At 56.2% G+C, this 24,560-nt stretch carries 15 protein-coding genes; 11 read left to right on the top strand and 4 right to left on the bottom strand.

What is annotated here, in order from left to right; translation table 11 throughout:
• The first annotated feature begins 244 nt into the window (after positions 1 to 244).
• Entirely contained in the window at positions 245 to 1,366 is a 1,122-nt protein-coding gene (locus GSQ91_RS18235) for an ROK family protein (protein WP_254064683.1), read from the top strand.
• 12 nt (positions 1,367 to 1,378) lie between these two features.
• Here GSQ91_RS18235 and GSQ91_RS18240 read toward each other — a convergent pair whose 3' ends face one another.
• Complete coding sequence (locus GSQ91_RS18240; protein WP_254064685.1) at positions 1,379 to 2,728, bottom strand: hypothetical protein; 1,350 nt, start codon at positions 2,726 to 2,728, stop codon at positions 1,379 to 1,381.
• Positions 2,729 to 3,137: 409 nt separating this feature from the next.
• Here GSQ91_RS18240 and GSQ91_RS18245 point away from each other — a divergent pair, with 409 nt between their 5' ends.
• Positions 3,138 to 6,809: a TonB-dependent receptor domain-containing protein gene (locus tag GSQ91_RS18245; protein WP_158823171.1), complete on the top strand. Its 3,672-nt coding sequence runs from the start codon at positions 3,138 to 3,140 to the stop codon at positions 6,807 to 6,809.
• 143 nt (positions 6,810 to 6,952) lie between these two features.
• The gene (locus tag GSQ91_RS18250) at positions 6,953 to 10,084 is read left to right on the top strand and encodes a glycosyl hydrolase (RefSeq protein ID WP_158823172.1); all 3,132 of its coding nucleotides are present in this window, start codon (positions 6,953 to 6,955) and stop codon (positions 10,082 to 10,084) included.
• Between the two features lie 108 nt (positions 10,085 to 10,192).
• Here the strand turns inward: GSQ91_RS18250 and GSQ91_RS18255 are convergent, their stop codons facing one another.
• Positions 10,193 to 11,611, bottom strand: a complete 1,419-nt coding sequence (locus GSQ91_RS18255) for an ATP-binding protein (RefSeq protein ID WP_158823173.1) — start codon at positions 11,609 to 11,611, stop codon at positions 10,193 to 10,195.
• A 341-nt stretch (positions 11,612 to 11,952) separates the two neighbouring features.
• On the opposite strand from GSQ91_RS18255, the gene GSQ91_RS18260 reads away from it, so the two are divergent.
• Positions 11,953 to 13,050 (top strand): carboxypeptidase-like regulatory domain-containing protein, encoded by a 1,098-nt coding sequence (locus tag GSQ91_RS18260; protein ID WP_158823174.1) that lies wholly within the window; start codon positions 11,953 to 11,955, stop codon positions 13,048 to 13,050.
• A gap of 38 nt (positions 13,051 to 13,088) precedes the next feature.
• Here GSQ91_RS18260 and GSQ91_RS18265 read toward each other — a convergent pair whose 3' ends face one another.
• The gene (locus GSQ91_RS18265) at positions 13,089 to 13,841 is read right to left on the bottom strand and encodes a response regulator transcription factor (protein ID WP_254064687.1); all 753 of its coding nucleotides are present in this window, start codon (positions 13,839 to 13,841) and stop codon (positions 13,089 to 13,091) included.
• A 342-nt stretch (positions 13,842 to 14,183) separates the two neighbouring features.
• Here GSQ91_RS18265 and GSQ91_RS18270 point away from each other — a divergent pair, with 342 nt between their 5' ends.
• The 4 genes from GSQ91_RS18270 (at position 14,184) to GSQ91_RS18285 (ending at position 20,687) form a co-directional block, all read left to right on the top strand.
• Positions 14,184 to 15,287, top strand: coding sequence for a YncE family protein (locus GSQ91_RS18270; RefSeq protein WP_158823175.1), 1,104 nt, complete (start codon positions 14,184 to 14,186; stop codon positions 15,285 to 15,287).
• 203 nt (positions 15,288 to 15,490) lie between these two features.
• The gene (locus GSQ91_RS18275; RefSeq protein ID WP_254064689.1) at positions 15,491 to 16,693 is read left to right on the top strand and encodes a Gfo/Idh/MocA family protein; all 1,203 of its coding nucleotides are present in this window, start codon (positions 15,491 to 15,493) and stop codon (positions 16,691 to 16,693) included.
• A gap of 165 nt (positions 16,694 to 16,858) precedes the next feature.
• Positions 16,859 to 19,375 carry a glycoside hydrolase family 2 TIM barrel-domain containing protein gene (locus tag GSQ91_RS18280; protein WP_158823176.1) on the top strand — a complete coding sequence of 839 codons (2,517 nt, stop codon included), beginning with the start codon at positions 16,859 to 16,861 and terminating at the stop codon, positions 19,373 to 19,375.
• A gap of 103 nt (positions 19,376 to 19,478) precedes the next feature.
• Positions 19,479 to 20,687, top strand: a complete 1,209-nt coding sequence (locus GSQ91_RS18285) for an alginate lyase family protein (RefSeq protein ID WP_158823177.1) — start codon at positions 19,479 to 19,481, stop codon at positions 20,685 to 20,687.
• A 25-nt stretch (positions 20,688 to 20,712) separates the two neighbouring features.
• Here the strand turns inward: GSQ91_RS18285 and GSQ91_RS18290 are convergent, their stop codons facing one another.
• Positions 20,713 to 23,064, bottom strand: coding sequence for a winged helix-turn-helix domain-containing protein (locus GSQ91_RS18290; protein ID WP_158823178.1), 2,352 nt, complete (start codon positions 23,062 to 23,064; stop codon positions 20,713 to 20,715).
• 115 nt (positions 23,065 to 23,179) lie between these two features.
• Between GSQ91_RS18290 and GSQ91_RS18295 the strand changes: the two genes are divergently transcribed.
• From GSQ91_RS18295 to GSQ91_RS18305, 3 genes are read left to right on the top strand one after another with little or no spacing between them, the layout of a single operon-like run.
• A complete protein-coding gene (locus GSQ91_RS18295) occupies positions 23,180 to 23,518 on the top strand; it encodes a hypothetical protein (protein WP_158823179.1) in 339 nt (112 codons plus the stop codon).
• The gene (locus GSQ91_RS18300; RefSeq protein ID WP_158823180.1) at positions 23,515 to 23,967 is read left to right on the top strand and encodes a DUF3617 family protein; all 453 of its coding nucleotides are present in this window, start codon (positions 23,515 to 23,517) and stop codon (positions 23,965 to 23,967) included. Before GSQ91_RS18295 ends, GSQ91_RS18300 begins: the two co-directional genes overlap by 4 nt.
• A gap of 27 nt (positions 23,968 to 23,994) precedes the next feature.
• Entirely contained in the window at positions 23,995 to 24,465 is a 471-nt protein-coding gene (locus GSQ91_RS18305) for a DUF3617 family protein (protein ID WP_158823181.1), read from the top strand.
• Positions 24,466 to 24,560: the final 95 nt, after the last annotated feature.

Here is a 24,560-nt window from a genome sequence, read left to right on the forward strand (position 1 = left end):
ACTTACGTTGACTGTCAAGAGAGATTGCAGGATTAAAAATAAAGCGGGTCATGGCACTAAAACCTTCGCCATCGATTCACCCCGGATTGGCGTTCGTATCCAAAGCTCATTTCTCAGCGACGTTGTCTCGTCTTACAAGATTCAAGATGTGCAATCTGGATGTGGCGTGTAGGGTATGACCATGAATGCAGGACTACTCCGATCATCTTTCATAGTCGTGATCGAAGCCTATTTGCAGCACGGCATGCTATCTCGTTCTGACCTTGCAGCTCTTACCGGAATCAGCCGCTCCGCAATCACCGAGATCACGCAGAACCTCCTTGACATGGGACTTCTGCAGGAGTTTCCAGTCATTCAGGAAAAGCAGGGACGCGGCAGGCCTGCTGTCTCACTCCGCTTCAGCGCCTCACACGGATACTTTATCGGTGTAAGTGTTACCGACACACCATCGCTCGTTATCCTTGCCGACATGCAAGGCAACGTCGTCGGCGAATGTGAGATTCCGCCTAGCGATGCTCCGCAGAAACTCGCCACAACCATCCGTCAGGCTATGAACGATCTGCTCCGTCGAACGGGTGTTCCTCGAAGCCGTCTCCTCAGCATTGGCATTGCCGTTACCGGGGTCGTCGATGAGAACAATGGTGTCTGCCGGTATTCAGCAGCTCTGAATTGGCGCGATGTACCCATCGCCGAGCTTGTCAAAAAGGCAACCGGCGCAGAGGCCTATGTAGGCAACGATGCAAATGCAGTCGCCATCGGGGAGAAGCTCTTCGGAAGAGCACGCGATCTGAGGCATTTTTCCAGTCTTATTCTCGGCGGAAATATCGGCTGCGCCCATTACATCGAAGGCAATCTCTATCGCGGATACGACGGCGGCGCAGGTGAGATCGGACATGTCACACTCGACGTCAACGGCCCACGCTGCCGTTGTGGAAAGAACGGCTGTCTCGATATGTACGCCGGCGGCACGGCCATGCTGGGGTTAGCCAAAGCAGCAGGTCTTGACTGCCAAACGGTGCATGATCTTGAAGGCCTCGCCACCGTTGGAAACGCAAAGGCAATGAGCATCTTGCGCAATGGAGGGCAGGCTCTTGGACTGGCGGTCGCCAGTCTCATTCAGATCAATAACCCGAAGTGCGTTCTCTTCGCAGATGTCGAAGGCTTCGGAAAAGGAATCTTCCAGGCAACCACCCGACAAGTGATCGAGAATAATATTCTGCCACGCTTCCTGGCCTCCACTGAGATCGTGTTTCATCAGGTTGAACGAAGCTTCCTGGCGAGAGCAGCTGCAAGCGTTGCAGCGCAGCAGTACCTGCGTACGGGGATAGTCTCTCGGGTCAACGGCAGCACTCTTCAAAAGAGCTGAGACGAGACCGATTCAGCGAATCTCCGGATAGGTCCTATAAGCGACAGGTTCGGCGTTGAACGACGTTCCGCTTAGACGATACGTTTTGAGAAGCACCTCGAAGTAAGGGAACTTCTGCACGTGAAGCGTATTGCGAAGCCGTTCCAACTGATCTTCCGAGGTAAGGAACTCCGCGGCCGCGCTCGTCGCATCGGAATCCGTCCCAGCGAGAATAATGGCGTTCCCTGTCTTGCTTGGATTTGGAAGATAGGCGACCACGCTGTATCCAACGAGCGCATTCGGATCTATGGGGGGTGCATACGTGGCCTGTTCGCCCGGCTTCGGATGAAGGTTCCCAACAAACGCATGATCATGCTCATGGTCATAGTCCGTGATGAAGTTCATCTGATCGTCGAACAGATGAACCCAGGGATTAGCCTTCTTGCCGCCAACGAGGATCACGTTGTTCCGCTTCATCGCGTCCGCAGTGTAGTAACGCGAAAGCGTGAGATGCGGAGCGGGTGAGGCAGGAATCTGTGCGAGCATCTGCTGCGCAGCGCGAACACCACCAAACGTGATCAGATTGTGCACATAGATCTGGTCAAGATCGGCCCTTCGGTCGACGCTGACATCCGATGATTGAATCTGGCGCATATAGTCGCGGGTCAGATAGTCCTCAAGCGAGATTGGATGATGGATAATATCCTGAATCACGCTGACCGAGTCGTCGGGCAGAACAACATCCGTCTGTTGGTGATAGCGGAGAAACTCCGTCCAGAAGGCTGCAAGAGCAGGCTTTCCCTCCGATGGCGAGAGCTCTTTATGCATCGTGCGGTTTTGCTGCAAGAGCACAACACACGCGATTGCGAGAACCAGACTCACGGCAGCCCACCACAGATGTGCTGCTCTGCTCACTGAAGGCAGAACGGCAGATTCCGGCTCTCTGCGCTGGGTGGATTGCGCTAAGGGCTGCAGGGGCGTCTCTTCCGCTGGGCTCTCAACTTCAGGCAACCGCCAATGAAAGACTGGCTTATACCCGCCGCGAGGGATTTCAAGGATCAAAGGTTCGTGAGCACCTTCAGTCGCAAAGTAAAGGTCAATGCGTTTCCTCAGCTCCGTCGCATTCACCCGAACGATGTTGTCCTGGCTCCTGTCGTAGGAGGAGGGCCTGCCAAAAACCTTCGCCCCAATCTCCTGCTCGTGGATCTCTGGACAGCCCTCTTTCAGAGACTGCCCTCCCACATACAGCAAAAAATCCCGCAAGCGAGCGGAGCGCCCAAAGTGGGCACTCGCTGCGATCCGTTCTATAAGAGCTCGCCGCTCCTCGACGCTGGCTAGAGCTTCAGAAGTCTCTGGCGCCGGAACATAGGCTGTTGCACTCATACGCGCTGCTTATTTCACTTGGTAATAGATTTCACCTAGTAAACGTTGCCAAGTCTAGCACGCTCAGTTTCTCTCTGGCCACCCGGGAACCAAGGCCACTTAGCCACACAACTCCGAACTTCTTACGGTAAAGAGATCCTCCCTTTGCTTCACACACCCTCTCGCATCATGCATTCCTATATATCTGATTCCATAAGGTATTAGTGCCCTCATCGCCGCACTAGAAATGTCTTAGCCTAGCTCTTCCGGTAAATTAACTTGTCCCCCTCCAAGCAGGAAGCAGACGATTGGCCGTCTTCAAAACACCATTTCCGTCTGTCTCTCAAATTTGCCGGTGATCGATGCCTTTCCAAAGGATCGACACGGGCATGAGACCCACGGTTCAGCGTTAAGCCTTATGGAGGGTTGTGTGTATCAAGTTCGTTTCTGCAATAAACTCATCGTCTCAGGATTGCTTGCTCTCGCGAGTCTCGCCATCACAGTCCCCCTCGAGGCGCAGCAGTATCTCGGCACATTGACCGGACAGGTCAAAGACACAACCGGCGCAAGCGTTCCGAACGCCCAGGTCTCCGCTACCGATACGGTGACTCACTTCACCACAAAAACTGTCACCAATGAGGCTGGCGGCTATTCCATTCCTTTTCTGACTCCTGACGATTACAGCCTGACGATTACGGCGAAGGGCTTCCGCACCGAGTCTCGGACCGGCGTCACCCTCACAGCCGGCGGCAATGTGAACACCGATTTTGCCTTGACCATTGGCTCAGCCACAGAGAGCGTTGAGGTTACCGCGGATGTCCAACTGCTCGATACCGGTTCAGCCAACCTTGCCACGACCTTCGAGACCGCGGCGGTAACCGATACACCGAATATTGGCCGCAACCCATTTGTTCTCGCGACACTTGCCGCCAATGTCTACTCCGGCAACTACATGCAGGGCAAAGCCAGCGGGTTTACCAACCCTTTCAGCGGAACCGCCGTACAGATCGACGCAGCCGGCAGCAGCGGACACAACCGCCTCACTCTGGACGGTATCCCCGACGATCCTGCCGAGCGTCTCTCGGGAGCCAGCTATACCGGCTTTGTCCCATCGCCCGAAGCGGTGCAGGAAGTGAAGATCCAAACCGCGCTCTACGATGCGCAGTACGGACACGGCAACGGAGTGGTGACCAACACCGTCCTGCGCTCGGGATCGAACCAATATCACGGCTCAGCGTACTTCGTCTTCCGCGATACCTACATGGATGCCAACACGTATGAGCGTGTGCCGACGCAGAATGCAACAGGAACTGCGCGAACCCCGCGTGTCAACGACACGTGGACGCAGCCGGGGTTTGTGATCGATGGCCCTCTGAGCATTCCGCATGTCTACAAAGGAAAAGACAGAACTTTCTTCATGGTTGCGTACGAACGCATTCAACTGCACCAGCCGCTGCCGTACCAGGGATTCGTTCCAACCACTACAGGCACAAATCCTCTCACCGGCGCCGCGGACGGCGGCGAGGTCGGTGGCGACTTCTCCAACCTGTGCTCCAACTTCAATGCGAGTGGTGTCTGCGTCGCTGGTGCGGGTGAACAGATCTACGATCCCACCTCTGTCGCCACGCCCGGAGCCAACCGCACTCCGTTTCCCTACAACATCATTCCATCCAGTCGAATCAATGCTGCTGGCGCGGCGCTCCTGAGCTACTTTCCTGCTCCCAACAGCAACTTCAACAGCACGACGAACTACATCTCGTCCGATACCACCGAACCGAATAAGTATTACTCCATCGTGACGCGCGTCGATCATTCATTCTCCGACCGCCACAAAGCCAACGCCACCTTTTTCAAGGACGTCCTGAACCAGATCGAGCCGAACGAAGGGTTTCCAAAGAATATTGGCCCCTCCACAACCGGTTACTCCAGCACGAACGCGAATGCACCCGGCGGTGACGGTTACACGGTCTATCGCAATAACGAAGGTGGCAGCATAGATGACGTCTTTGCTATAAAGCCCACACTGGTGGTGGATTCACGCTTCGGCGTGATCTACCATCCGTTTGGCCTGGTGTATCCAGGCAACGTCTTCAATCTGAGCAGTATCGGCATCAACGGCAGCAATCTGCCTTTTCAATCCTTCCCTAACACCTCTTCCTCGGACAGCTATGCCGGTCTGGCCGGCGGTGCTTCTGGACAGATTAGCGAAGACACACTAGGCTCCGCGTCCTTGCTGGTAGCAAAAACCCTTCAGCGGCACTCCCTGCGCGTTGGCTTCGATGGCAACATGAGCCGCTATAACGTGCAGAATCCCCAGAGCGGTCTCGGCAACTTTGTCTTCAATCGCCAGTTTACGCAGCAGAACTCCAGCGGCCTGACCGGCGCCAACTGCCCAACCACGAACTGCACCGTGGGCGGCGATGTAAATTCGGGCAACGCCGTCGCCGCGATGTTGCTGGGCGTCCCCTCCAATGGTCTCTACACCAACCAGATTGCCTATGCCCTGCAGCAGATCTACTACGCGTTCTACGCGCAGGATGACTGGCGCGTCTCGGACAAGTTGACTGTGAACCTGGGCCTTCGCTGGGACTATGAGTCACCTCTATCGGAGCGCTACAACCGGCTGAACGCGGGGTTCTGCATCACTTGCGCGAACCCACTGCAAAGTTCTGTCACCGGGCTCGCGCTCAACGGCGGCCTCACCTTTGTCGACACACAGAGTTCGCCCAGCCGCTACTCTGCCCCACAGAAATACGCCAACTTCCAGCCACGCTTTGGACTCGCCTACCAACTCGCTCCAGACATCGTGTTGCGTGGAGGTATTGGTCTTATCTACTTCAACACGCTGGAGAGCCCGCTCGCCCAGGGATACAGCAATCAGACCTCTTACGTAGCGACCACGAATAACGTACTGCCGGCCAACTTCCTCTCGAATCCATATCCGTCGGGCATTCAGGCACCCACCGGAAACTCCTTGGGACTTGCAACCCAGTTAGGTCAAAGCGTCAGCTATCCCGATCCCAATCATGTTCAACCCAAGATGCTGCAGTGGTCAGCAAGCCTGCAGTTCCAACTGCCCGCAAAGATGGCGGTCGAGATTGCCTACTCCGGCAACAAGGTCTCGCAGTTGGAGATCAATCAACAGATCGACAACCTTCCGGCTTCGTTCTTCGGAACTCACGCGTCGCCGCTCACCACGGCACAGAATGCGGCGCTCAACGCACAGGTCACGAACCCTATGGCAGGCCTGTTGCCTGGCTCTTCTCTCAACGCAGCGAAGGTTTCGCAGTATCTCCTTGACGTCCCCTTCCCCGAGTTCACCGGCGTCACCGACGACTACCTCTCATCCGGCAGTGCGCTCTATAACTCCTTGACTGTCTCAGTGAACAAGCAGTTAGGCCACGGGCTGGATATGCAGGGGAACTTTACGTGGGCCAAGATCATGGATCAGAACTCCTATCTGAACCCTCAGGATGCCAACCCGGTTCGCAATCAAGATCCAATACCCAACCTGCGTGGAAATCTCTTTGGGACATACCACTTCACACAGTTCACCAACCTGCCGCTCTATGAGCGGCTGCCGTTGGGTGGATGGAGCCTGCAGGGCGCACTCCGCGCCTATGATGGACCGCTCGTGCCAGCGCCAGGAGGAGGAACGGGGTCGCAATATGGCACCTCGGCCACCTATACACAGGTCGGAAGTGTCAGAAACTCAAATCCTACGTATAGCAACTTCTTCAATACCTGCTATCAAAACATCGTCAACGGCGCTCCGGCCAATGTCGTGGGACCAACAGCTTGCGCCAGTTCTGCGTCGAGCCCGGCGTTCGTGCAGAATCCACAGTTCACCCTGGCCACCATCGGCCCCTATTTGAATATTCGTGAACTTGTCCATCCGCTGTTGGACCTGTCATTGTTCAAGCAGTTCAAGATTCACGACTCACTCAACTTCGAACTGCGTGGCGAGTTCTTCAACGTATTGAACACCCCGAACTTTGGCGCACCTGGAACGACCCCAGGAACTGCCAGTTACGGCGTCGTGACAAAAACCCAGGTGAACGATCCACGTTTGACTCAAATTACGATTCGCATGAACTTCTAACTGTGTGCTCGAGACGGACCGCCGAACGATCCGGCACCCTAGGCGGTCCGTCTCTTGCCCTTACATCCTCTTAAAATTACTTGTCGACCCGCACTCATTTTTTGGAGTAGATCGGTCGCTTCGATAACAATATGCGGAGTCGTATGCCCTCGATAAAGAAGATCTATACCGTTCGTTCGCTGATAGCCTGCACCAGCATGACCATCCTTCTCTGTAGCTCGGGCATAGCGGCGAGCAGTCAGCAATACGACGCTGCTCGAAGCGTGCCAACAGATGCACTTGTGCAGGGCTTTCAACATCCTCCCGCTCCGGCGCGGCTGCGTTGTTATTGGTGGTGGCTGAATGGACACACTACCGAGGCCACCATCACACGCGACCTGGAGGAAATGTCGAAGAAAGGCTATGGCGGCGCGCTGTTGGTAGACGCCAACGGCGCCAACCAGAACGGCAACGACAATGTTCCGCCAGGCCCGGAGTTCGGCAGTCCCGCGTGGACCAAACTTTACGTTCATGCCCTGAAAGAGGCCGACCGGCTGGGCCTGGAGATCACGCTCAACATTACGAGTGGCTGGAATCTGGGTAGCCCTCTGGTCAAGCCGAAGGATGCGTCGAAGCTGTTGACCTGGTCGCGTGTCATCGTCATGCCGAAGCAATTGGCGTTTATCCAGATCGAGATGCCGCCGACAAAGAACGGCTTCTATCAGCAGATTGCGGTGCTTGCCTATCCGTTGCATCGCGGCGCCGATCTCCCCGGAGACCGTGGAAGCAAGCGCAGTGCTCTCCCTGGATTGAGCTATAAGTCGGCATCGGCAGAGATGGGCTTCTCCATGCCCGATGCCACCTCACTACTAACCGACACCACTCCAGAGAAGAAGGACGAAGATGTCGAACTCTCGGAGATTCAGGACATCACTCATCAAGTGGATACAGATGGAACTGTCCACTGGGCTCCGCCAGCAAGCAACGCAGTCGCATGGGAGATTCTACGCATCGGCTATACGGATTCAGACGCACGCATATCTACGTCGAGCGATACGTGGCAGGGGCTGGCCATCGATTATCTCGATCCGCACGCCTTCGATCTTTACTGGAAGATAAACGTAGAACCCTTGCTGGCCGCGGCCAAACCCTACGTCGGCAAGAGCCTGAAGTATGTCGCTACCGATAGCTGGGAGCTGGGTGGCACCAACTGGACAGCCGCATTCGGCAAAGAATTCAACCAACGAAGAGGATACGACCCAACCCTTTACCTGCCTGTCGTTGCCGGCCGCATCGTAGGCAGCCGTGACCTCAGTACCCGCTTTCTCACCGATCTGCGACGCACTGTCGGCGACCTCGTCAACACGCACTACGATCGAATGGCCTTGCGTGCGAAGTCCTATGGCCTCGGCATTCAGTGCGAGTCCGGCGGTCCACACGGAGCACCAATCGATGCACTAGAAACTTTTCGCTCCAGTGCAGTCCCGCAGACTGAATATTGGGCAATGTCCAAAGAGCATCGCACCTCCGACGAAGCACGTTACTTCGTCAAGGAGGGTTCCAGCGCAGCTCACATCTATGGCCGTCCCTTCGCCGCAGCGGAAGGCATGACCTCCATCGGCAATCATTGGAACGAATCTATCGGGATGAACCTTCGGCCATCGTTCGATCAGGCGCTTACCGAAGGAATGAATCGCCTCGTCTGGCATGCGTTCACCTCATCGCCGCCGGAACTGGGCCTGCCTGGACAGGAGTACTTTGCCGGAACTCACATGAATCCCAATGTGACGTGGTGGCGTGACTCAACTCCATTCTTTCAATATCTAAACCGCTCGCAGTTCCTCATGCAGCAGGGACTTCCCGTCAGCGACGTTCTCTACTACTACGGAGACAACGTGCCGAACTTCGTACGCTTGAAGCGTGACGATCCAGCCAAAATCCTGCCCGGATACGACTACGACGTCACAGATACTGAGGCCCTGCTGCACCGGTTCTCTTTTGAAGAAGGCGTCCTCAGTACGCCTGAGGGCATTCGCTACCGTGCATTAGCTCTGCCGGCGTCGCGCATCCTTCCTCTCGCTGTATTGCAGTTCATGCAACGCTATGTCGAAGCCGGCGGAACACTGATCGGAGAACGTCCGCTCCGCAGTCAAGGCATTACTTCGGCATCGGACGAGCAAGCGTTCCAACTCCTCGCCAACCACCTATGGAGAGACTGCGAAACCAGCACCAGCCACCATATTGCCACTGGAAAGGGCCAACTCTACTGCACCGCAAAGGCGCACGAAGCACTTCAGGCTATGGGCGTCCCGCCTGACCTGCAGGAGGCCGACACGCAACAACCCATGCTGGACTATGCCCATCGCCACACCGCGCAGGCAGACATATATTTCATTCGCAACACTCTGGACACTCCGGTAAAGGCCACTGTGTTGCTCCGCTCGGACAAAGGCCAGCCTGAACTCTTCCACGCCGACACAGGAGCAGTCGAGACTACTCTCTTGTTCTCTCCAACGTCTGACGCGCGAACGATGCTGCCGTTATCGCTCGACGCGCGCGGATCGATCTTCATCATCCTTCGCCATCACACGCCACTCAAACATGTAACTCGCATCGAACACAACGGAAGTGTCTTGTACGACTCGGAGTTCCCTGCCAAAGAATCTCTGCCAGCCTCGTTGACCATCGTTCAACACGGAAAGGCCGTTTGGCTGTCGACGCATCTCCCTGGCTCCTACAATGTCCTCTTCTCTGACGGCACAAGCAGTACCGTTTCTACAGACAAGATCGACCCCATCGCCATAGCGGGCCCCTGGACGCTCAACTTTCCTCCGAACTGGGGCGCTCCGCCTCAGATACAGCTGGACAAGCTGCAATCCTGGACAGCCTTCAACGATGCTGGCGTGCGCTACTTCTCCGGTCGAGCTACCTACCGCACCTCTCTGCAGCTCACAGCCAGCCAGGCAAACGCGGCTTCGTCCACCGAATTGAATCTTGGAGAGGTGCATGAAGTTGCCGCTGTAAGAATCAATGGAGGCAACGCCGGCATTCTCTGGAAGTCACCCTACATAGTTCCACTCCATGGACTCCTGCATGCCGGAGAAAACGAGATCGAGATCGACGTCACCAACCTATGGCCAAACCGCCTCATAGGAGACGCACAGGAAAGTCAGGGTAAGCACTACACCTGGACCAACATTCGCCAGTACACCAAAGACTCACCACTGCTACCCTCCGGAATCATTGGGCCGGTAGAACTGGATCCCGTCTACAACCTCCCGCTCGCTGTACGTTGAGCTCGTAGCCTGCTTAAATTGCGGTAGTTTGCTTTTCGCCGTCATCCTGAAGCGTTAGCTGACGGAACCCTGTATTGCTTCTGCCGCCAATTGCACTGGTCGAAGCACTTAGATCGCGTTGCTATGCTCGATCTGCGAAAGCTTATATCCAGGGAATGCTGTCGCGGAAATGATCGGCAGTCGAATCGTTATTTCCAGGCCTGTGGGCCGAAGATTGGCGGCGCTGATCGTACCGCGGTGCAAACGTATCGCTTCAGAGGCAATAGCCAGACCGAGGCCGTTTCCTTCCGTACCTTCTACATCTCCGTTCACTCGATAGAAGGGCTGAAAGATTGCTAGAAGAGAATCTTCCGGCACTCCAGGACCATGGTCCTGCACAGTCACAATGGCAATGGGTTCCGGCACGCTCTGATCGACTTCCAAAACAATCAGGACATTGCTCCCTGGCGGTGTGAAACGAATCGCGTTACGAATAATGTTTTCAAAAGCGCTTCGCAACGCATGTGGGTCTGCATTCCCTACAATAACGGAATCAGGCGAGTGAAGACTTACAGACTTGCCCACCGCTTGTGCTTCGAAGTTGCCGTCGGCAGCCGCTGCCTCGACGAGCTGAGCAAGGTCTAGGTCTTCTCTTGCAGCTGACGAAAGCTCGGCTTCAAGACGTGAGAGCGTTAGAAGTTGCCCTATCAATAGATCGATCCTCGCAACATCCCGATCCAGACGCTGAAACATGTCGTCGGACTCTGCCGAGGAACGCTTCTTTAGGAGTGCCAGAGAGAGATTGATGCGAGCCAGAGGAGAGCGCAGCTCATGCGATACGGAGTTCAAAAGCTTTTTTTGGGTTTGAATCAATAGGTCAAGACGACCGACCATCGAGTCAAAATCTTTTGCCAGAGATGACAACTCGTCAAAGCGCCTCGAGACAGTAGACGGCACCCGCGCTTTGAGGTCTCCTTGAGCGACTCTTCTAGCCGTCGACTGAATGCTATGGATCGGTGACGCGATATGATGCGCAAGTGCGAAGCAGAGTACAGTGACCAAAAGGATCAGGGAGATGGTATACGGGAGACCCTCTCCCAGAAATGCGTCTCGTATCTCACGCATACCAGGCTTCAGGTAGAGCACCAGTATGTAGGGATGCCCTGAGGGAGAGATAAACTTGTAGGCTGCGATACGGGCTCGCAGTACGACGAGCTGGCCATCCTTGGCTGCGTGCGCAACCCTGAGACCGTCGTTTGTCAGCCGCCTCGACAGCACGTCTTTATAGAATCCATCGAGCAAGAAGAGTTGCTTCGCACTATCGTCATCATTGCTTTGCGAAAAACGGGCAAACGCTTCAGGGCCGCCCGATTCATAGGCCTTCACGGCTTCAGCTGCCAGGATAGGAGCTACTGTCGCGTACATGTTTGGAGCAGAGACCTGCCTCATGCCAGTGAAGTGACTGCCAAGAAACACAATGGCGAGAATGCCCCAGGCAGTCACCCAAAACCAAAGGAAGATGGTTAGGAAGAGCCGGTATATAGGCACTCTGGCTCTTACCCTGAGGAGCTTTGCTTGAAGATTAAATGGCAAATAATCTCCGTTCCTGATCATTGAACATCACTTTGATGTATACGACACAACTCTGCCCACGGACGGGCTCCTCGCCAAATCTATACAAATCCTTACAGTCGCTTCACGTTTCCTGACCGCATGCCATATCTGGACCACATACCTTTCGAATAGAGATATTCGTCCTGTTGGAGAGCTATGCGTTTCAGAAGTAACAAATCCTCATGCGCATTCTATTCCGCGCGGGCTGTTAGCTTAACATCCTGGGCCTGATTGGGCCTCACAAGGTGCATGTCTCTCTGATCTGGAGACGCACTTTGAGAAGAGCAACAAGGCTCCGGCCACACTTTGCCCTTGCCTGCACCCCACTTCTCTTGTGTCTATTCCCTTATACTGCGCCTGCTCAGCAACAAACTGTTGGGCTGGAGATTAGCAGCAGCGTTCTGCCGGAAGAACCGCGGCCCCAGTTAGGTCCACAAAAATCGGCTGATGGTTCAGCCAGCGTCTCCGGTGTCGTGCTCGACATAAGCGGAGCCTCTGTTTCAGGAGCACAGGTCAGCTTGACCGATATGGGCGGAGCACAACAGCGCACGCTGCTATCCGGCGCACATGGCGAATTCTCCTTTACCAGGCTTCCTCCCGGTTCCTATCTCGTCATCGTCCACGCCAAGGGCCTTGAGCCCTTTACCTCTGCGGAGTTCGATATCACCGCACAACAGGCCTATGAGCTCCCCAGGATTTTGCTGCCGGTTGCAACGGCAAGTACGGAGATTACTGTCCGCCCCACTGAAGTGATTGCCGCTGAGCAGGTAAAAGCGGAAGAGAAACAGCGCCTGCTCGGCATCATCCCGAACTTCTACGTGAGCTACGTTCATGACCCAGCTCCGCTTACCACGAAACAGAAATACGCCCTTGCTTCGCACGACACCCTCGATTGGACCTCGTTCGTGGGCGTCAGCGTAACAGCGGGCATCGAGCAGGCGAATAACAGCTTTGCCGGATACGGGCAAGGCGCCGCAGGATACGGCAAGCGCTGGGCCGCACAGTTTGGCAACGGGCGTTCAAGCGACTACCTGAGTAATGCAGTATTTCCCTCGATCTTTCACCAGGATCCACGCTACTTCTACCAGGGAACCGGAACGAAGAAGTCGCGCCTGTATCACGCGGTGAGTAGCGCCTTTGTCACGCGCAGTGACAGCGGAAATACTATGCCGAACTATTCCTATCTCCTCGGGGCCATGTGTTCGGGCGCTCTCTCCAATGCATACTATCCTCACGCAGATCGAGGGCTGAACCTCGTCTTTACCAATTCCTTCATTGGCATTGCCGGACGAGCAGGGGGAAATGTCCTCCAGGAGTTTATAGGGAAGCGCTTGACGAAAAACTCATCGGCTTCGGCCAATGGAAAACCGTGAGCGGGACGAAATGAAAACCAGAAAAAATAAAACACCTTTCATTCAGTCGTGGTACTAGTACCCGGAGGCCACGCATAAAGATAGCCAACTCCGCGCACGCTCCGAATCCTCTCAGCGCCATCGCTCTGTGGGCCAAGCTTGCGGCGAAGGTTGCTGATGTGGAGGTCGATGCTTCGATCGAAAGGGGAAAACTTTCGGTCGAGAACAGTCTCAACAAGTGCCTCACGGGTTAGGATCTGGCCGGGCGCTTCGAAGAACGCGCGTAATAGATCGAACTCCGCGGAGGTCAGCCGCAGAAACTCACTCGCCCTGGACACGGTGCGCGCCGCCAGATCGAGCTCGATATCTCCCGAATGGATCACAGGGGGGCGCGATGCGGTACTGCTTTCGGATTGCCATCCGGACCTACGGAGAATAGCCGAGATTCGGGCGATCAATTCGCGGGGACTGAACGGCTTCGGCAAGTAGTCGTCGGCGCCGAGTTCAAGGCCCAGGATGCGGTCGAACTCGTCTCCCTTTGCTGTAAGCATCAGGATAGGTGTCCGGACACGCATTCTGATCTCCCGCAGAACGTCAAAGCCCTTCTTATCCGGCAACATGACATCCAGGACAATCAGCTCATAATTTCCCTCGAGTGCCGCTCTTATTCCTTCTCCTCCGGTATGGACTGCGGACACCATAAAGCCCTCCGGCTCCAGGTATTGCGTCACCAGATGGCACAAATCACGGTCGTCATCCACTACCAGCAGACGTGGGTTCGCTGGCTGTGTCACGCCCTTCGAACTGAGCAAGGTCTATATCTCCGCGAACCAAAGAAGCGGCTCCTATTCATGATACCCCTGAGAATCTGCCCCAAAGCTATTCTCAGCCAGCTTACAAATCTTCACACTTCGCAGAGCTTTCCTGACAGCACCGTCCGGGGCTGCCCGCGACAATGAAAACCATGGAGGGAACGATGAAGCCCCATATCTCGCTCAGCTTCAATCGAATTGCATGGGCAGTATCGTTCTTTGTAATTCGCGTGGTCATCCTTCTTACATAACCGATTGTGTGTCCATAAATTCTTCTAAGCCTAGACAGGGAAGTAGATCATTTCATGGATTCAAAACAGCATTTTGGAGGAGGTCGAGACAATGATTGCTGAATCTACAACCCCTGGTCCTGCCGCGGCAATAAAAGGGAAAAAGAACCGCGCCATGACCAATATGCGCAAGGTGACAGTAGCAGTTGTCGTTGCGCTGGTCAGTTTCCTCGGAGTGGCATTGGCCTACTTGATCTATCCTGGGACGCCAAGTCGGTCCAGGTTCATGGCTTTCGATGGTTTTATCGAGCTTCCGAAGAGCGGCGGACTCCTCACCGTTCTCGATTATCTGACATTAAGCGATCACACGCTGTTCGTTACCAATGAATCGTCGGGCGCCTTATTCAAAATCGTTTTGGATTCAAGTAAACCGGCCGCAGGTATCGTATCGGAAATGCCTGGGTCCGGCGCCGCTCACGGTGTCGCCTTGCTGCCCGAAGCGAACGTTGCCTTCATGACACGAAGCGAAACGAACATGGTGGATGTCTTCGATCCAGAATCTCTCCAACAGCTTGTAAGTATCCCCGTTGCGGATGATGCAGATGCCATACTCTATGTCCCATCGGGAAAGCTCGTGTATGTAGCCAATGGAGACGCAAAATTGGCGACCTTGATCGATTCGGAAAAGCGCATAACCGTAGGGGCCATTCCGCTTCCTGGAAAGCCCGAGTTTCCTGCGCTGGACCCGAAGACAGGCTTGCTCTATCAAAATCTCGTAGACATCAACTCGATAGCTGCAATCGACCTTGGCAAGCGATCAGTAGTAGGACAATGGTCTCTCGCCCCATGCAAAGGGCCGTCCGGGATGGCTATTGATTCCGTGCAGCGGCGGCTCTTCGCGGTCTGCTCCGGGAATGCCAGACTAATAGTGTTCGATCTGGAGACACATCGAGTGATCACGTCGCTAAAGATCGGCGGGGGCCCTGATGCAGTGGCATTCGACCAAACCCTTCATCGAATCTACTCTGCCGGACGAGCTGGAAAATTAACAGTGATCCAGCAAGACGGTCCCGACGTCTATCGGGTACTGGACGAGATACGTACCCACTATGGAGCCCATACTCTCGCTGTAGACCCTGTTTCCCATAAGGTCTTCGTAGCCTACGCAAGCCTCTTCGCTCCCCCCAGGATCGCCGTCTTCTCCCCCATACCGTGAAGACGTGTTTGCAACACGTGAAGCCGGCCTCATGAACACGCTCACGGACAGGGAGAAATACTGACCGGATGTGTCGCTCATACAATTGCGCCACGTTGGGCGCTCTTTCGCTAAACTGCCGTCATCCATCAAACCTCAGCGACAGCGACTGCTTCCACGGAATAAGATGGAACACGCAAATTGCAAGTAAAGGGGATGAATAGATGAGTGGAAACAGTGAGATGGATCGTCGGTCGTTCTTGCAGACAATAGGCTCGGTGGGACTACTGGGAGCGCTCCCCGAAACGGCTTTCGCCGCGCACACCGGGAGCGGACATATCGTGCATGAGATCGCCGCACCGTTGCAGGTTGCAGGTGCGAATCCCGGCAATAAAATCCGCTTCGCTGTGTGCGGCATGAGCCACGATCACATCTACGGAATGATCGGCGCGGTTCAACGTGGTGGCGGAGAAATGGTAGCAGCCTATGCCTCCGAGCCCGACAAGATAGCGGCGTTCCGCAAACGCTTCCCCGACGTCAAAGTCGCCTCCTCGGAAGAAGAGATCCTGAATGACTCTTCCATCCAGCTCGTAATGAGTTCGAAGATCGCCAGCGAGCGCGCCGCGCTTGGGGTAAAGGTGATGAAGCACGGCAAGGACTACCTAAGCGATAAACCTGGCATTACAACGCTGGAACAGCTCGCCGAAGTCCGAAAGACCATCGCCGAGACCAAGCGTATCTACGGCATCATGTACAGCGAGTTACTGGAGGTAAAGGCAGCGGTCAAGGCCGGAGAGTTAGTGCAGTCGGGTGCGATCGGCCGCGTGATCCAAACCATCAACATCGCGCCGCACCAGATCACCCAAAAAGCCGGCGACAACGGTGGTGGAGCAGCCCGGCCCGACTGGTTCTGGAACCCCGACCAGTATGGCGGCATCTTGTGCGATATCGGCTCACATCAGGTAGATCAGTTTCTCTACTACACAGGATCGACGAAGGCCGAAATTGTAGAGTCGCAGATCGCAAACGTCGCGCATCCGGAGCATCCACGCTTCCAGGACTTCGGCGACATGGTGCTGCGCGGCAACAAAGGCTTCGGCTATGTCCGGTTGGATTGGTTCACTCCTGACGGACTAGGGACATGGGGCGATGGAAGGCTCTTCATTCTCGGCACACAAGGGTACATCGAGGTGCGCAAGTACACCAATGTCGCCGTCAACCATCAGGGCAACAATCTCTTCATCGTGGATGCGAAACAGTCACGCTACATCGATTGCAACAATATCGACCTGCCCTTCGGTCCCCAGTTCGTCTCGGACATCGTCAATCGCACGCACACCGCGCAGGACCAGGAACAGGCATTATTAGCCGCGGAGCTGGTCATCACCGCGCAGAAGAATGCCAGGTTCGTGCATATGGATGTCTAGCCAACACATACCAGGCGAGGAACGGGTCTGCGATGTTCAGTAGCGGTAACATACGCCATCTACGTCGTGACCCATTCAGCTTCTGTACAACCGCTTGACAAGAGCAACCTGGCATAGATATACCGCAGAAGACGGCTTTATCCGAGCCGAAGCGATTATCTACCCATGCCTCTTACCTCTTCCCACTCCCGCCGGCAATTTCTAAAGTCCCTCGCCGCAACCGCAGCGATCTCACAAGGGATCATCCCTTTGCGCGCATCGATCGTGCAGCCGTTCCTCGCCGCTGCGGGCGCATCCCCCCTCCCTCTGGACACCTCATGGGAGTACTATCAGGGCCCGCTAGCCGGTCCATGGGAGGTCTGGCATGGAGATGAGATCGCCGTCTGGGAGAAGATCTCTCTCCCGCACTGCTTCAACCACTACGACGCCTGCGATCCCGATACACCGTACTATCGCGGCCACGGCTGGTATCGCACGCATATTCCGGCTACGAACCCCGTGAAGAACGGCCGCACGCTGCTGCACTTCGAAGGCGCCGGCCAGACCTCGCAGGTCTACATCGGCACGCAACTCATAGGAACGCACGTAGGCGGCTACGATGAGTTCGTCTACGACATCACCGACGCCCTCGCCTCGGTGACACCCGTCCCCGGAGCAGCAGCCGTAAAGGGCAAGAAGGATCCCGGCGTCGCACTATCCATCCTATGCGACAACTCGCCGGACCTCGAGCGTTCTCCGTCCGATCTGAGCGACTTCAGCCTCTATGGCGGCCTCTATCGCCGTGTGCATCTGGTCTATTCACCTGCGGTTTTATGCGAAACGCTCCACATCACACCAACGGTCGTACTCGGTTCTCCTTCCAGCGTCAAAGTAAAAGCCCGCCTCCACAACCCAACCAAACTCGCCGGCAACGTCACACTCGCTATTCGTGTAAATGACGCTAACGGCAAAACCGTCCACCAGACGACGAAGACACTAGCCCTGTGGAACGATGAAGCCGAGATTGATTCTTTCGACATCCCCACCCCGAAGCTTTGGTCGCCCAGGACACCGCACCTCTACACTTGCAGTGTCACACTCACCAGCGAGCACGGCGAAAGCGAGATGAAGGAACGCTTCGGCCTCAAACACACGGAATGGGTTGACCACGGCCCCTTCAAGCTGAACGGCGAACGTCTGTTGCTGCGCGGAACACAGCGCCATATGGATCATGCAGGCTTCGCCGCCGCGCAACCCGACGAACTGGTCCGCAAAGAGATGGAGCTGGTCAAGAAGATGGGCGCCAACTTCATCCGTCTTGGTCACTATCAACAGACGCGTCAGGTGCTCGACCTCTGCGATGAACTCGGCATCCTCGTCTGGGAAGAGGCTTCGTGGTGCCGCTCCGGCATCGGCGACCGGCAGTGGCAGGACCAGGTCAAGCAATCCTTCACCAACACCATCAGGCAGCACTACAACCACCCCAGCATTCTCATCTGGGGGCTGGGCAATGAGGACGACTGGCCCAACGAGTTTCCCTCCATCGATAAGGATGCCATCCGCAAGTTCATGACGGAGATGAACGACCTCGCGCATCATCTCGATCCTTCTCGTGCCACCAGCTTCCGTCGCTGCGACTTCGCTCGCGACATCCCCGACACCTACTCACCCAGCATCTGGGCAGGCTGGTATAGCGGACTCTACACCGAGTATCAGAAGTCCCTGGAGACCCAACGCGAGAAGAGCAAACACCTCCTCCACATCGAGTGGGGCGCGGACTCCCATGCTCGCCGTCACTCCGAAGACCCTTACGCCAACCTTCCGAAGATAGACACCGGCAAGGGCACTGCTGAAGTCGGCATGGCCTACCTCAAAACCGGCGGCGATGCGCGCTTTTCCCGCGACGGCGACTGGTCTGAGACCTATGCCTGCGACCTCTTCGACTGGCACCTCAAAGTACAGGAGACACTCCCCTGGTTCGCGGGCTCCGCGCAGTGGATCTTCAAGGACTTCACCACGCCTCTGCGCGCGGAGAACCCCGTCCCACGCATCAACCAGAAAGGCCTGCTCGAACGCGACCTGACGCTGAAGGAAGGCTACTTCGTCTTCCAGTCCTACTGGAGCGAGGAGCCGATGGCGCACATCTACGGCCACTCATGGCCGGTACGCTGGGGCTCCGAGAGCGAACAGCGCATGGTGAAGGTCTACTCCAACTGCCCGTCCGCCGAGCTCTTCGTAAACGGCAAATCCGCTGGCACCAAACAACGCGATAGCCAGAACTTCCCTGCCGCCGGCCTGCGCTGGATGGCTAACTTCGTGCCCGGCAAAAATCATCTGCGTGTAGTCGCAAAGAAAAACGGCGTCACCCTCACCGACGAGATCGAGTTCGAGTTCCAGACCACTAAGTGGGACAAGCCCGCCAAGTTGCAACTGCGCGAACTCACCCGCGACGAAAGTAAGGCCACGGTCGAAGCCACCCTGCTCGACGCGAACGGCGTGCTCTGCCTCGACTCTCGCGCCACAGTACGCTTCTCACTCGCCGGCAGCGGCAAGCTGATCGACAACCTCGGCACCTCTACCGGCTCACGCGTCGTGCAGATGTACAACGGACGCGCCCAAATCAGCCTGCAACGCAATGACGGATCCAACACAGTAGCCGTCATCACCGAGGGCATCGCCCCTGCCTTTGTTTCCATCGCATGAGTGAGCATCACCCAACTCGAAGCTCGCTATCTCGTAGCTCGTTGCTGAATAAGAACCGCACTTGCAACTGTCTGGAGCGATTTCAAAGCCCTCAGGAGAAACTATGATCGATCGTCGCCGTTTCACGCTCTCCGCCGCTGCACTCGCAATCACACCGCATATGCGAGCCCTTGTGCCGGCAGCACCCGAGCCGCTGATCACGGCGAAGGAGATCGCGCGCATCGACCACGGCCGCATTCTGAAGGCAGCGAACGACTACCTTGCACAAAAGCCGATCACCCTCACCGCATCCCACTCGCAGCGCAGCACCGGCGGCCCGCACGACTACTTCTCCGAAGGCGACTACTGGTGGCCCGATCCGAAGAACCCCGGCGGTCCCTACATCCGCCGCGACGGCCTCTCCAACCCCGCTAACTTCAACGACCACCGCGAAGCTCTCATCCGGCTGAGTCTGCACGTCCCAGCGCTGACGGCCGCGTGGCTCGTCACGCGAGATACCCGTTATGCCAGACATGCCGCGCTGCATCTTCGCGCCTGGTTTCTCGATCCCGCCACGAAGATGAATCCCAACCTGCAGTATGCACAGGCTATCTTCGGAGTCAGCCCAGGCCGAGGCACTGGCATCATCGACACATTGCATCTCATCGAAGTCACGCGCGCCGCACGCCATCTGGAAAAGGCCAACGTCTTCACGCCCGCAGAGTTGCACGGCCTGCACGAGTGGTTCGCGCAGTATCTCGACTGGATGCGCACCTCCAAAAACGGCATTGAGGAGGAACTCGCGAAGAACAACCACGGTACCTGCTGGGTCGCACAGGCTGCGGCATTTGCCGTCTACACCGGCAATCAGGACGCAATCGCTCTCTGCCGCAAGCGCTTCAAAGAAAATCTAATGCCGGACCAACTCGCCCCCAACGGCAGCTTTCCGCTGGAACTGGCACGCACAAAACCCTATAGCTATTCGCTCTTCGACCTCGATGTAACAGCCATCCTCTGCCAACTCGTCTCCACAAACGACGGCTCGGCGGACGACCTCTGGCAGTTCACCTTACCCAATGGCAATCGTTACAAGAAGGCCGTCGATTTCATGTTCCCGTTCATTCAGGACAAGAGCCAGTGGCCCTATCCGCACGATGTCGAATACTTCGACGACCTGCCCAACCGTCAGCCTAGTCTGCTCTTCTCTGGCTTGGCTTACAACGAACCGAGGTTCATCGCCCTCTGGCGCACGCTTCCTCCCGACCCGAAGACCGCGGAGATCATCCGCAACTTCCCCGTTCGGCAACCACTGCTCTGGGTCACGCCGGTCTAATCGTCGCAACAAGAATCGAATATGGTCACCGAAGACGCGCGTATTCCTGATGAGCCTGTTGCAGCACCGGAACGTCTGGATCGGCATCCTTCCATGCAGCGAAAAATGCTTCGTACTCAGACCGGGCCTCCGGCACATGGCCTTCCATGACATACGCCCTGGCGAGCCCAAGATGCGTCAGCACGTATTGAGGATTTGTACCATCGACGCCTGGATTGGCGAGGACCTTCTTATACTCCGCGATCGCCATATCGGGTTGTCGGGCTTGCACATACGTTTCGGCCCGTTGTATCGGGACGGAATAGTCGATCAGTTCATAGGGTTTGGCAGTTTCAAGCGCCGCAACGGCCTCGAGAGGCTTTCCATGCTGCATGGCCAACACCGCGCGCGCTTGAGGAAGATAGATATACGTCATCAGCGTCGCGGAACCGGACTTTCCACCATTCGCCGCCAGAAATCGTTGCGCAGTGGTGGCATCACCTAACTGTGCGCTGATCAGCATAAGATCCCTGCTGTCCGGCGCGAACTGAGTCATGCGGCCCATCGTAGCGCGCGCCATTGAGATCAATCCCAGGCTGGCCTCTGCCTGGGCCCTGTCGAGCAGAATGCCGTCCGCAGCTTCAAACAGGCTCTCGCGTTCTGCGATGGCATAGGCCTGCTCGAAGAGTTTGACTGCATTCTTATACTGCCCGATGGAGGCAGCAGCTACTGCCTGGTCGTCCAGAAGATGCCAGTCATCCGGGTGCTTCGCCAGCCAGGCCGTTATCTCAAGAAGCGCCTTCTGATCGTGCTCGATGAAGGCTATTTGAAATAACGTCCAGTTCAGGGCGGAAGCGTTAATGCTTCTGCCCGTCGCCAGACGGCCTATCCTCTTGGCATCTTCGAAGCGACTCGCGCGCATGTAGGCCCGGGCAAGAACGGTATAGTTGATCCCCCGCCCCGGTCCCAGTTTCAAAGCCTGCTCCCCAGCCTCGATGGAAGCTGGATATTGGCCAAGCTGAGTTTCATTGTTCGCCAGGTCGAGCCACGGCACCCAGTCTTGCGGATACGTTGCCGCCCATACCTGATACGTCTTATTCCCACGCAGAATGTCTCCCAGTCCGCTTTCGTAGTAGTGCGCCTGGATCGTCAGCTTCTCCCTGGCATCTACATGTTCGCTGTACTCGAAGGCCTTCTGGAAGAAGGGGGCTGCCCGATTGTATTCAGAGAGGTTGTAGTAATCGTTGGCGATCTCACCGTAGGCCATGGCAAATTGTGGATCGAGTTCGACAGCCCGTTGAAAGAACGGCAGGCTTTCGGTCTCGTCCTTCGACTGGGCCACGAGATTCATTCCCAGCGAGTAGAACTTCAGTGCCTCCAGCGAGGGGGTAGTCGCCTGCACGATCGGAACCCGGAAGCTCTCCACCGATTTTTCGGACTCGCCCAGTCCTGTGCGGACACGCTCAGCCACTGAATCCAATGCGCTGAGGATCTTCGCCTTCGTCTTCGCCACTGCCTTGGCTCCAGTGAGCCGCTCCCCGGTGCTACAGTCGGTCGCCTCCAAAGTGAGCAGGTATTCACTACCCACGCTGGAGATGCTTCCCACCAGCAATACCTGACGGTTGGTTCGTTCGCAGACCTCTCGCGCAATATCGGCAGTGAGTGTGACGTCCCCCTGGCGTCCCATCATCCGGAGCGTGCGCACAGTCTCACGTCCGCTCAGAACATCCATGTAGGGAGACTGCGCCATGTCGATCTCTAACGCACGCTTTAGGGTGCGATCGAAGGCAGCGTCCCCCGTGGCATTGAGGAAATCAGCAACGACCACCGATGCGGGCTTTGATAACGAATGAACTCGCCTCCGCACCACAATCCACGCAATGACCACAGCACCAATAGCCAATGCGGCGGCCATTGTTATCCAGAAGCGCCGCCTGGAGGAGAGACGCTTCTGCCTGGCGCCAGCATCCAAAACCGGCGAAGCCGCCGACTCCTCGATGAGGAGATGTGTGCGCTCGATCAGGCGCTGCACAATAGCCTCGTGGGATTTCTCCGGCAGGGATTGTGCGCTCTCCGGTACGATCTCCTGAACAGCCTCTGTAAATTGATATCCCCGCCCCGAAACGGTGACGATATAGCCTGCCCGGTCCCCCAGGGCCTTTCGCAGCGCAAAGATGTGCTGAGCCAGATTGCTCTCTTCGACGAAGGACTCCGGCCACACCGTGTTCAGCAACATCTCCTTGCTGACCACCTCCCCTGCATGGACAAGGAGGCAGACAAGGACCTCGAACGCCTTCGACCCCAGAGGGATGCGTTTCCCCCGCCGTTCGAACACACGCGATTCCACATTCAACTCGAACTCGCCGAATTGGTAAACACGTTTTGCTGTCAACGACATAGAAGGAACCCACAAACAATTAAGAACGATTAATCCGATTTAAAAGACTCTATAGAAGGACTCGGGGTGTAGTGGAACTCGACGTTGCCAGTCGACCTCACGACAGGAGTTCCACTTGAAGCTGTTTCCCCACACTGTATCAGCCAGAGATGTCTCCAGACAGAATCGCAAGAGCCCTGTGCGGACCTATCGCTACGTCGAGACGACCGCTAAGCAGAAGATGGTCTCCGTTCTCAAACATCCCGTGGCCAGCTTCACGGGCCGCTGCAAGCAATGCCACCGCGTGGTCCTCAAGTTCACACCTGAAGCTGCTGCAGCCATGGCCGGAACGACGCCCCACGAGATCTATCGATTGATGGAGATAGCCGGCCTTCATTTCACGGAATTGAGCTCGGGCAAGGTATTCATCTGCTCCGAATCGTTGAAAAACGCTCTACCCAAGGAGTTGCCATGAAGCCCATGCCATTTATAGGAACCACCCTGATCGGCGTTGCGATGATGCAGATGCCCAGCACTCCACCCATGAAACTGGGCCTGTGGGAGGAGACTGTCACCGCTACAACCCACATTCCCGGAACGGTCATACCTGGCGGAGAGGTTCAGACCATGAAGATGCGCCTGTGTGTGACCCCTGTAAACCCATTCACGCAGGTGCACAAGAACTGCAAACTAACGAATCTGGTTTGGACCCCTCAGCGCTACTCACTAGATCTGAATTGCGGAACCACATCCGGACACATGCAGATCGACTTCGACACCCCAGAGACAGGACATGGCACCATGCACATGGATTTCGGCACAGGAGGAGCGGTCAAAGGAACGAGTGACAGCAAGGTAGACGTCCACTTTGTCAGCTCCAGTTGCGGTACGGTCACACCGAGCAACCCCGAGATCCTTAAATAAGTACGCCTACTCTGAAGGAGATCTATCGTGAAAACTACCCTGCTCTTAGGAGCCGTCCTGATCGGCGCTGCGATGATGCAGATGCCCAGCACCCCACCCGTGAAGATGGGTCTGTGGGAGTCGACCATCAATACGACCGTGAAACTGCCCCCCGGAGCACCTAGCTTCCTGGGTGGTGGACCGCGCACGACAGTCATGCGTGTTTGTTTTACACCCGATAGCTGGGCCAAGGGTGTCGGTCCGCAGCAGGATCAGAAAAGCTGCGTGCGCTCCAACGAGGTTTACAGTTCTACCGGCTTTAGCTTCGACATGAGTTGCAGCAAGGGCAAGAGGACATCGCATTACGAAACAACCTTCGACAGCCCGGCCGCACTCCATGGCACTGTTCACACGGACTCGGGTCCCCAGGGGGTCACCATCGACTCCGCGACGACCTCCCACTTCATTAGCTCGGACTGTGGCACAGTCACTCCCGACAAGCCTGTCACAGTCCACTAAGGAATCTCTGAATAAGTGCCTTGCTTTGAAGGGGCGGGACTTCAGTCCCGCCGGAAAGCTCCCCGAATCAGTGCGGCTTTAGCCGCTGAGGGAAT

Origin of the sequence: Granulicella sp. S156 (genome assembly GCF_009766105.1) — a bacterium.
Lineage (GTDB): Bacteria > Acidobacteriota > Terriglobia > Terriglobales > Acidobacteriaceae > Granulicella.